This window comes from Allobosea sp. P4_E12 (assembly GCF_056401655.1).
This window is the reverse complement of record NZ_JBFUIY010000051.1, coordinates 19,567-28,846: the sequence shown is the minus strand read 5'-3', so window position 1 is coordinate 28,846 and position 9,280 is coordinate 19,567. Positions and strand designations below refer to the sequence as shown.

At 64.7% G+C, this 9,280-nt stretch carries 10 protein-coding genes; 1 reads left to right on the top strand and 9 read right to left on the bottom strand.

What is annotated here, in order from left to right; all coding sequences use genetic code 11:
• From AC1DW9_RS33405 to AC1DW9_RS33390, 4 genes are all read right to left on the bottom strand, one after another.
• Positions 1–866: ABC transporter permease (locus tag AC1DW9_RS33405; RefSeq protein ID WP_476855321.1), on the bottom strand; the 866-nt coding region annotated here is incomplete at its 3' end.
• A gap of 28 nt (positions 867–894) precedes the next feature.
• Positions 895–2,499 (bottom strand): ABC transporter substrate-binding protein, encoded by a 1,605-nt coding sequence (locus tag AC1DW9_RS33400; protein ID WP_441492759.1) that lies wholly within the window; start codon positions 2,497–2,499, stop codon positions 895–897.
• A gap of 49 nt (positions 2,500–2,548) precedes the next feature.
• Positions 2,549–3,400 (bottom strand): VOC family protein, encoded by an 852-nt coding sequence (locus tag AC1DW9_RS33395; RefSeq protein ID WP_441492758.1) that lies wholly within the window; start codon positions 3,398–3,400, stop codon positions 2,549–2,551.
• Between the two features lie 375 nt (positions 3,401–3,775).
• A complete protein-coding gene (locus AC1DW9_RS33390) occupies positions 3,776–4,531 on the bottom strand; it encodes a GntR family transcriptional regulator (RefSeq protein ID WP_441492757.1) in 756 nt (251 codons plus the stop codon).
• A gap of 137 nt (positions 4,532–4,668) precedes the next feature.
• Here AC1DW9_RS33390 and AC1DW9_RS33385 point away from each other — a divergent pair, with 137 nt between their 5' ends.
• Positions 4,669–5,445: a pyrroline-5-carboxylate reductase family protein gene (locus tag AC1DW9_RS33385; RefSeq protein WP_441507411.1), complete on the top strand. Its 777-nt coding sequence runs from the start codon at positions 4,669–4,671 to the stop codon at positions 5,443–5,445.
• A gap of 11 nt (positions 5,446–5,456) precedes the next feature.
• Here the strand turns inward: AC1DW9_RS33385 and AC1DW9_RS33380 are convergent, their stop codons facing one another.
• Genes AC1DW9_RS33380 through AC1DW9_RS33360 form a run of 5 tightly spaced genes read right to left on the bottom strand, consistent with a single transcriptional unit; the run spans position 5,457 to position 9,243 of the window.
• Entirely contained in the window at positions 5,457–6,209 is a 753-nt protein-coding gene (locus AC1DW9_RS33380) for an SDR family oxidoreductase (protein ID WP_441507412.1), read from the bottom strand.
• Between the two features lie 26 nt (positions 6,210–6,235).
• On the bottom strand, positions 6,236–7,171 hold the full coding sequence (locus tag AC1DW9_RS33375) for a 3-hydroxyacyl-CoA dehydrogenase family protein (RefSeq protein ID WP_441507413.1): 936 nt from the start codon (positions 7,169–7,171) through the stop codon (positions 6,236–6,238).
• A 28-nt stretch (positions 7,172–7,199) separates the two neighbouring features.
• Positions 7,200–8,000, bottom strand: a complete 801-nt coding sequence (locus AC1DW9_RS33370; protein ID WP_441507414.1) for an alpha/beta fold hydrolase — start codon at positions 7,998–8,000, stop codon at positions 7,200–7,202.
• Complete coding sequence (locus tag AC1DW9_RS33365) at positions 7,997–8,881, bottom strand: hypothetical protein (protein ID WP_441492752.1); 885 nt, start codon at positions 8,879–8,881, stop codon at positions 7,997–7,999. The genes AC1DW9_RS33370 and AC1DW9_RS33365 overlap by 4 nt, the downstream gene beginning before the upstream one ends.
• A 38-nt stretch (positions 8,882–8,919) precedes the next feature.
• Positions 8,920–9,243 carry an NIPSNAP family protein gene (locus AC1DW9_RS33360; protein ID WP_441507415.1) on the bottom strand — a complete coding sequence of 108 codons (324 nt, stop codon included), beginning with the start codon at positions 9,241–9,243 and terminating at the stop codon, positions 8,920–8,922.
• Between the last annotated feature and the right edge of the window lie 37 nt (positions 9,244–9,280).

Genomic DNA, 9,280 nt, shown 5'->3' with positions numbered 1-9,280 from the left:
AGATCGCGCTGAACTACGGATTCGTATGCGAGCCGCCCGATGCCGGGGAGCGAGAACACGCTTTCGATGACGACCGAACCACCCAGCATCGTGCCGGCTTGCAGGCCGATCAGCGTGACCATCGGCAAGAGAGCGTTCCGCAGGACATGCCGCCGGACGATCTCGCTCTGCCTCAGGCCCTTTGCCCGGGCGGTTCGCACGAAATCCAGCGTCGAGACCTCGAGCATCGAGGCGCGCATGATGCGCAGATAGATGGCGAGGAAGATCAGGGAGAGCGTGATCGTCGGCTGGACCAGATGCCGTGCGATATCGAGCACCAGCCAAATGCCCGTCAGCCCGGCACCGATTTCCTGAAAGCCACCGGGCGGGAGCCAGGCCAGCCAGATCGAGAAGACGACGATGCTCATCAGCCCGAGCCAGAAGGACGGCGTGGCATAGAAGATGAGGCCGAGCAGCGAAATCAGCGTATCGGCCCAGCCGTTCACGCGCTGTGCCGAGACGATGCCAAGCAGCATGCCGGCAAAGAAGGCGAAGCTCAGCGCCGAGAACATCAGCAGGAGCGTTGCCGGCAGCCGCTCCAGGATAACGGTGGCGACGGGCTTGTTGTAGATCGCGGAGAATCCGAGATCCAGACGGACGAGCCGCCAGAGATAGTCCAGCAAGCGGACAGCCGCGCTGCCTTCCAGCCCATAGAAGCGACGCAACTCTGCCGCAGTGGCAGGGTCGCCACCGCCCATCTGCGCCATCAATGCATCAACCGTGTCGCCGGGCGCGAACTGAAGCAGCACGAATAATCCGGCGAGCAGGATGAGCAGCGTCGGAACGCTGCTCATCAGGCGTCGTCCGGCCAGTTTGAGAATGTGCATGGCCGTACTTTTCTGGGGCGCGCCAGGATCAGGATTCGATCCAGAGATCCGCCCAGTGGCTCGAAGGCCAGCGCGGATTGTTGTGGTGGTTCTTGAGCTTCTTGCTGGTGACCGAGATGAACTGGCGTTCTGTCGCCATCCAGAGCGGGAGCTCGGTGTTCAGCAGCTTGACGATCTCGGGATAGGCGGCCTTGCGCTTGGCCGGATCGATCTCGAAGGCGGCATCGTCCATCATCTTGTCGGCCTTGGGATCTTCCCAGCCCCACTGGTTGGTGAACGCGGTGCCCTTCGGGCTGCCCGAGCGGTACCAGACCATGGTGCTGATCGCCGGATCGGCGCGATAGATGTGCCAGCCGGTCGAGAGATCATAATTCCAGTCGCGATAGACGGCCGTGAGATAGGTCGCCGCATCGGGACGCTGAAGCTCGACCTTGATGCCGACCTGCTGCAGCGACTGCTGGATGAAGGTCGACCAGAGCGGGATGTCCTCGCCGAAGGGCGGGCTCAGCATCTTGAGCGAGAAGCGCGTGCCGTCGGAGCCGCGCTTGAAGCCAGCCTCGTCGAGCAGGGCGTTGGCCTTCTTGACGTCGAACGGATAGTCGGGCGCTCCCGCCTTGTAGAAATTGGTCGAGACGGACGGAATCGGCCCGTGCGCCCGCTTGCCGTTGCCGTACAGGAAGTTCTCGATGAAGAAATCGGTGTCGACCGCGTGTACGATGGCACGGCGGACCCGGACATCGGCGAGTTCCTTGCGACGCAGGTTGAATTCGATCGTGTTCTGGAAGGGCTGGCGCTCGTTGCCGCGCGAGGAGACCTCGAAGCGGGCGTCCTTGCCCAGCCGATCGATGTCGGCCAGCGGCAGCGAGGAATAGTTGCTCATATGGACCTGGCCGGCCTCGATCGCGGCAGTCGCCGCGGCCTTGTCGGTGATGAAGCGCCAGATGATCTTGTCGAGATAGGGGTAACCCTTGCGCCAGTAATCGGGGTTGCGCTCGGCGATGACATACTGGCCGCGCTCATACTGCGCGAACTTGAACGGGCCTGTTCCGATCGGCGCGACGTTCGCCGGGTTGTCGAGGATGTTGGTGCCTTCGTAGATGTGCTTGGGCGCGATGTAGCCCAGGTCGGGCGCGGCGCCCATGAACAGGTCCATCGGCATCGGACGGTTGTAGCGGAAGATCGCCGTATGCGCGTCCGGCGTATCGACCGCCTCCAGGGCGGAGTGCAGCGCCGTGCCGTAGTTCAGGTGCTTCTTCCACAGCTCCATCGCCGTGTACTGCACGTCAGCGGAGGTGAAGGGCTTGCCGTCGTGCCACTTCACGCCCTCGCGCAGCTTGATCGTGATGGTCTTGCCGTCCGGCGAACCTTCCCAGCTCGTCGCCAACATGGGCTCGAGTTCGCCCTTCTCGTTCAGGTCGACCAGCGGCTCCATGATCTTGGAGGCGATGACATAGACACCGGTCGAGGCCCGCAATGCGGGGTTCAGGATGCGCTGCTCCTGCGGCATGTGCACGGTCACGGTACCGCCCCGCCGCGGCTCCTGGGCGAACGCTCCGATCGGCGAGCCCGCTAGCAGCGCCGCCGCACCGGCCGATGCGAGCATCTGACGACGCGTAAATGTTGATGCAGTCATGTTCCCCTCCATTATTGTGAATTCAGGCCTGCTGGCGTCAGGCGATCGATCAAGGCCGCGCGGACCGCCTTCCGGCTTCCCAGCCAATCAGAGCCCCTTCGACGGAGGCGCAATGCAGCGGCCATTCGCCGGCTATGCTCCATTCGGCGAATGGCTCGGCGGTCGTGCCAGCCGCGACGTCGAGGACAATTCCGCAGCCTGTGCCTTGAGCCTGCGCGCCGACCTGCCAACGCCTGTCGAAACTCGGCGCATCCATGAAGACGAGATCCGCCCCCCGCGGGCGCATAGCGACGCAGAAACCACCGTCCTCGCCCCGCGCGAATGTGAGGCCGAGCATTTGCGCGCAGAGCGCCGCGGCAGCCGGCGGATCCTCAGCCACGATCTCGATGCGGCTCAGGGCGCGGGCACCATTGGCATGGCTGACGAGATCAGGCAGCCAGACGGTCTCGCGCGTCAGATGCTGGCAGGCGAAGAGGCGCACACCGGCAGGCGCTGGCTCGAGCGGCCATTGGAAGATGCGAAACCCCGCCTCTCCCACGCCGCCGCTGCCCAGTTCGACTGGCCGACGGAATTCGAACGGCCCAGTCGCCGAAATGCCGCCTCTCTTGAGCGTATCGAGCGCCGCCTGCGCATCGTCAGTCCGCATCGCGAGGCGTTCCAGCCCCGCTCCCGCGGCGAGGAAGTCGCGGGTCGGCCGATTGAAGTCCGTCGGGGCAAGCACGCCGAGCAGTTCGACGTAGTCGTCCTCGAACATGATCGTGTGATTGGCGGTGCCGAGATAGTCGCTGTGGAGACCACGCGGCGACACCGAAAACCCCAGCGCGCGCCAACGTTCGGCCGATGCCGAGAGTTCGCTCACGGCAACAACGATATGGTCCAGGCCGAGTACGTGATCGAGCATCTCACTACCGTTTTGCGCGGAGCCGCTTCCCCTGACACCAGTGACCGTGTCATAAGTGCATGCAGTTGTACAGGCACTTTTGAAACTTCGATTTCTGGCCGTTGCACAAAGATGAGAACGCGCGTGGCGCAAGGGTGGGCAGGCCATGCGAGGCCCCGCATCCAGCACCCCGAATCGCGGGGCATAGGGAATAAGAACGATCGCGATGTCAGCAGCTGGTTTGGCAGGCGGGCATTACCTGCACGCAGTCCCGCCTCGCCGGCTGACATTTGCCGGCCGAGTGAGCGCGCGCGCAAACGCGCGGCGGAAGGAAATGCGCGTCAGAGACGCAGCGGGTCTCGCCACGTCCTCATATCCCGTAGGCGGATCGGGATGTCAGTTCCGCGGAACGCGTGCCCGGCGCCGTACCGACCCCGACTCTTCCGGCACGAAAATCTTCAGAAGCGCATCCTTGAGAACACTGCGCGCCTCGGCGAAAGTCAGCGAAATATGTGCGCGCAGAATCTCAATGCCCTTTGCGGCGTCGCGCTCAGCAAGCGCCTGGACGATCCGCGAATGATCCCCGACGAGACTCGAGTGTTGCGGGCCGTTTTCGATCTGGACTCGTCGGATAAACCGGATTCGGGCGTTGACGCCGATAAGCTGGCGCACGACCTCGGGATTGCCGGCAAGCTCGGCGACATGGACATGAAAGGCTTCGTCCAGTTCGAGGATCTCGTCGGGATCGTTGTTGGCGTAGCGCCGACGCGCATCCTCCCAGAACGCCTGAAGGCGCTCGATCCCAGCCTGATCGACGCGCTCGCACGCAAGAGCGAACGCGCCGGTTTCAATGATGGAGCGCATCTCGAACAGATCGACGAGATCGTCGATATCGAGGCCGCGGAAGTAAAAGCCCCTGTTGGGCGTGAAGACGACAAACCCCTCGCTGGCCAGCCTGTTCAGCGCTTCTCGGACCGGCGTGCGCGACAGCTCCAGCATCTGCGCCAGATGAACCTCGTTGATGCGCTCCTCCGGCCGCATCTTGAATTCGACGAGCTGCTGCCGAATCGCGCGATAGGCGCGTTCTGCGCTGTCCGCCGCCCGACGCGGTGGGGCTGCCTTGACGGTCGGGGCCTTCGCGGTCTTCGGCATTCCGTCTCTCATTGTCGACGACGTTTCCCCGCTCTCGCATCACCAAGAAGCGGTCAGTGCAAGCTTCAAATCGCGCAACCGGAAAAAATCAACCAGCGCCCTCCGAATCCGGCCGGCAGCTTCTTCTTGGGATCATCATGACACGGATCGCATTTCTCGGAGTCGGCCATCTGGCCGAGGCGATGATTGAAGGCCTCTTGCGCGACCAGCAGACGGTTCCCCACCTCGCCCTGTCGCCGCGCGGTCAGGGACCGAAACTGGCCGAACGCCATGAGCTTGAGCTGGCCGAGTGCAATTCCACGCTCATATCCGGTGCGGACATCATCTTTCTCGCGACGCGGCCGGCCGATGCCATTGCAGCTATCTGCCATCTGCCATGGCGCCCGGAGCATATCCTGGTTTCGGCCTGCGCGGGCGTGCCCATTGCGCATTTGGAAAGAGCCGCCGCCCCTGCCCGCGTCATGCGGATCATGCCGCTCACAGCCGCATCTCTCGGCGCGAGCCCGACAACGGCGTTCCCGAGTTTTCCCGAAGTCCAGGCGCTGCTCGCACGGCTCGGCCCCGTCATTGTCCTTGAGAATGAAGCCCAGTTCGAGACCGCAACGGTCAGCGCCGCCATCTATGGCTGGGCTCAGAGCCTCATCGGCCTCGGTCGCGACTGGTCCGTCGCTCATGGCATGAGCCCTGAGGCAGCCCGCGAACTTGCCGCGACGACCTTCGTGGCGGCTGGCCGGATGATTGCCGAACGGCCGGAGCCGGTCGAAACGCTGATTGCGAATCTCGCGACGCCAGGCGGGATCACGGAGCGCGGCCTTACGGTGCTGTCCGAGCACGGCGCCAAAGAAGGCTGGACCGCGGCCTGCGACGCCGTTCTTGCCAAGCTCACTGACGGGAGGCCGGGCAGGCGCCCCTGAGCCCCCCTCCTTCAGGCCGGCTGCGACTTGTAGACATGACCGCCCACAGCCTGATCGGTTGGCGACACCTCGATTTCGGTGACGTCGACATGCTCAGGCAGGGCAAGCACGGCCGCGATCGTTTCAGCGATGTCCTGCGGTTTCAGCGCCCGAACGGCGCCATACATCGAATCATGCAGGCGGGCGCGATCGCCCGCGAAGGCCTGCAGATAAATGTCAGTCTCGACGCGGCCTGGAGCGAGATCGGTGACGCGGACATTGCTGCCGGCGAGATCGTAACGCAGAGAACGACCGGCATGGGCGAGCCCCGCCTTGGCCCCACCATAGGCCGACGTTCCCGCAAACACGCCGCGTGCGGCAGTCGTCGTGATATTGATGACATGACCGCGACGACGCTCAACCATGCCGCCCAGTAACGACTGCATCAGCAGCATGGGCGCAGTGAAGTTCACCGCGATCGTCTCGGAGATTTCCTCCGCGGTCTGCTCGTAGAGCGGTTTCACCGAGGCGACCATACCGGCATTGTTGACCAGGATGTCGATCTTGGCCCCGTCGAGCGCGGCGACGATCGCCGCAACATCGCGAACATCGGCAACCACCGGGATGACCCCGGCCTCGGCGACGACGGTTGCGAGTGCATCCTCGCTACGTGCAACGCCGTAGACCGTAAGCCCAAGGGTCGCGAGCTTGCGGCAAATCGCGGCGCCGATTCCGCGCGATGCGCCCGTGACGAGGGCGGTTTGATAGGGGAAGGCGCTCTGCATCATCCGGTCCTCTTCATTGCCTGCGTTCAGAGTGCCGCACGCTGCGACATCACCCGCAGCAGGTCGACCAGCCCGGCATCGCGCTGGCTGCGCAGGTCGTCATCGCTGCGTTCACCGATCGCCTCACGCACGGCTTTCGCCACGCGTGACACGGTCGGGGTATCAAGCCGGGCATCGCCGAGATCGTCCCAGATGTCCTGATAGGTCTTGCCGTATTTGGTCAGGAAGGTTTCGATACCCTCGGCGTTGAGGTGGTTCGAGATGAACGAGCCCTGCAAGGTCCATTTCGGGCCAGGGCCGTAGCAGAAGGCTCGGTCGACATCCTCCGCCGTCGCGACGCCGCTTTCGACGAGTGCGATGGCCTCGCGCCACATCGCTCCCATYAGCCGCAGGGCCAGATGGCCTGTGACCTCGCGCCGGAGCACGGCTGGCTTCTTGCCGAGATCCTCATAGAAGGCACGCGTCTGCTCGACGACCTCCGGCGAGGTCGCCTTCCCGCCGACGATCTCGACGAGCGGCATCAGGTGGACGGGATTGAACGGGTGGGCGAGGACCACCCGCTCGGGATGCGCACAGGCCGACTGCATGTCCGAGACGAGCAGGGCCGAAGAGGAGGACGCGATCACCACATCCGCAGCGATATGCTGTTCGATCTCCGCCAGCAGTGCCTGCTTCAATGGGAGTTGCTCCGGCCCCGATTCCTGGACGAAGCGAACACCGGCCATCGCGGTTGCGAGATCGCTCGCGAAGCGAATGTCTCCCGTTTCGGCCTTGGCCGGCGAAAGACGCTGCAGGTCGTCGGCAAGCGTTGCGCGCAGGGATTGAAAGGCCTCCCAGCGGGCGGGATCGGGATCATAGCAGGATACGTCATAGCCGGCATGGGCAAAGGTCGCCGCCCAGCGCTGGCCGATCGTGCCGAGGCCGACGACGCCGATCGGTCCACGTCCCAGAATGTCTTGCATCGGTTCAGATCCTTGTCATGCGGGCCGGTCAGCCGCGCAGAAAATCGAGTACTGCGTCCCGGTAGAGCGCCGGCTCAGCCCGCATGGCGTAGTGACCGCCACGAGGGAGCACGGCGAGTTCGGCGCCGGGGATGGAATGCGCGAGGCGCTCGGAGTGATAGGGCGGGGTCACGATGTCGTCGGCCGCGACCACGATCCTGGCCGGACAGGCGATCGTATCGAGGGACTCGTCGACACCATGTCCCAGCACAGCCTTGATACGCGCGCGGATGGTCGCGGCGTCCCGTTCGGTCGCAGGCGCACCGCCGGTCAGCTCCGCAGTGACGCGGGCGTCGTTCTCGGCGAGCCAGTACGGCGCGTTCAGCAGGGTGACGGCATGACGTCGATAGGCATCGACGCCGAGCCGGTCGAGGATCTCGATACGGCCGGCGAACAGTCGCTCCATATAGGCGCACGGTCGCGCGAAGGTCGCCGAGAGGACGAGGCGCGAAAGACGTTGCGGATTGTCTATCGCCAATCGCTGCGCGATCGCGCCGCCGGTGGAGTGGCCGAGGATCATCGCTTGCTCAATGCCCAGATGATCGAGCAGGCCAATGAGATCGTCGCACATCGCGGCGATGCTGGTCGATCCGTCCAGTGGGCTCGAACGCCCGACGCCGCGATGATCGTAAGTGATCACGCGGAAATGGCCGGCACAGACGCTGGCGAAATCCTTCCAGAACGACGCGAGCCCGCCCAGCCCTGAGATCAGGACAAGCGGCACGCCGGCGCCGGTCTCGGTGAAGGCGAGCGTGCCGCCATCTTGCAGGGGAGCGAGCGCGCTGGTCATGCCGCTTCGGCCCTCGCGTCCAGTGCCGTGCGGACGGCACCGTTGACGGCCGACCACGGGATCCGCAGGTCGAGCCAGGCTGCGAGACGACCTGCACACAGGATCGCCTCGTCGGTCAGCTCCGCCAGCGCAATCTCCGGGCGCCGGAACGCAGCCTCGAGCGCAAACAGGATTTCGGCGCTCTCACCGAGATGGCAGAAGTCGCGCAGGCGGGTACCGGCCTTGTTGCAGGCCAGCGCGGCGACGCTCCGCGAAACCTGCGGCTCCTCGCTCGCGAGACCGCTGCGGACCCACCACAGCAGCTCCTGCAGGATGCGCGCCTCGGATTCGGCCAGGAAGAGCGGGCCGGAGGGGTGCATGATCGCGCGCGAGGCGAGCATGCCGTCGATATCCGGCGGACTGGCCCGCCACAGCGTCTCGCGCCGCGCGACGAGCGCCTCGGGCAAGCTCGAAGCCGGGGACGCCGTCATCTGTGGCTGCGCGCCCTCGGCGAGCACCAGCCGCCCGTCGAACGCCTTCACTCCATGTCCTTCGCGCAGGCTCAGGCCAAGCGCCTGCAAGGCGGGCAGGCCACCTTCGATCTGGCCCAGCAGCGTGACCGTGGCGGTCTCGGCCTGAAGGGGTGCGAAGGTCAGCTCGAGGAACTGCCGCGCCGGCCAATACAGGAAGGCGCCGGGAGGCGCCTCCATGACATCGACCCCGCCCTCGGCGTCCTCGACGAACGGTGCATGCCAGTAGATGTGCTGGCCTGCGATCTTGGGCGTGTGGAGTTGCAGAGGCGCCGGCAGGGTGGAGGCCAGGGACCGAAGCGTGCGGGGCGCGCGCGCGGTATCGCAGGCGATCCGCCAACTCTCGTTGCCGGCAAAGAAATCGAGTTTCATGAAATCAGGATTCCGCGTGGACCGGCAAGCCGACCGGGTCAAGCCTTCGGGTTGAAGAACGATACCGGCTTCAGAATCTGGTTGCGCATGTCCATCAGCGGATCGGCCTCGACCACCTGGCGGCGATAGGCTTGCCACGCCGGATCGGCCTCCATCGCATCGCGGCGAGCTTCACGGTCGGCGAGGCTGTCGTATTTCCAGAGATGAACGACACGGCTGAGATCGCCGATATGGGTTTGGAAGAAGCCGAAGGGCTCACCCAGATAGTGGCGCTGCATCGGCAGGCCGACATCCTCATAGAGCCGCAGGAAGTCCGGAAGACGGTTTGGTCGGGCCGTGTAGACGCGGTGGTCGAAGATCATCGTGCTTCTCCATGTTTGCGGAAGCGCTCTGCCCGCT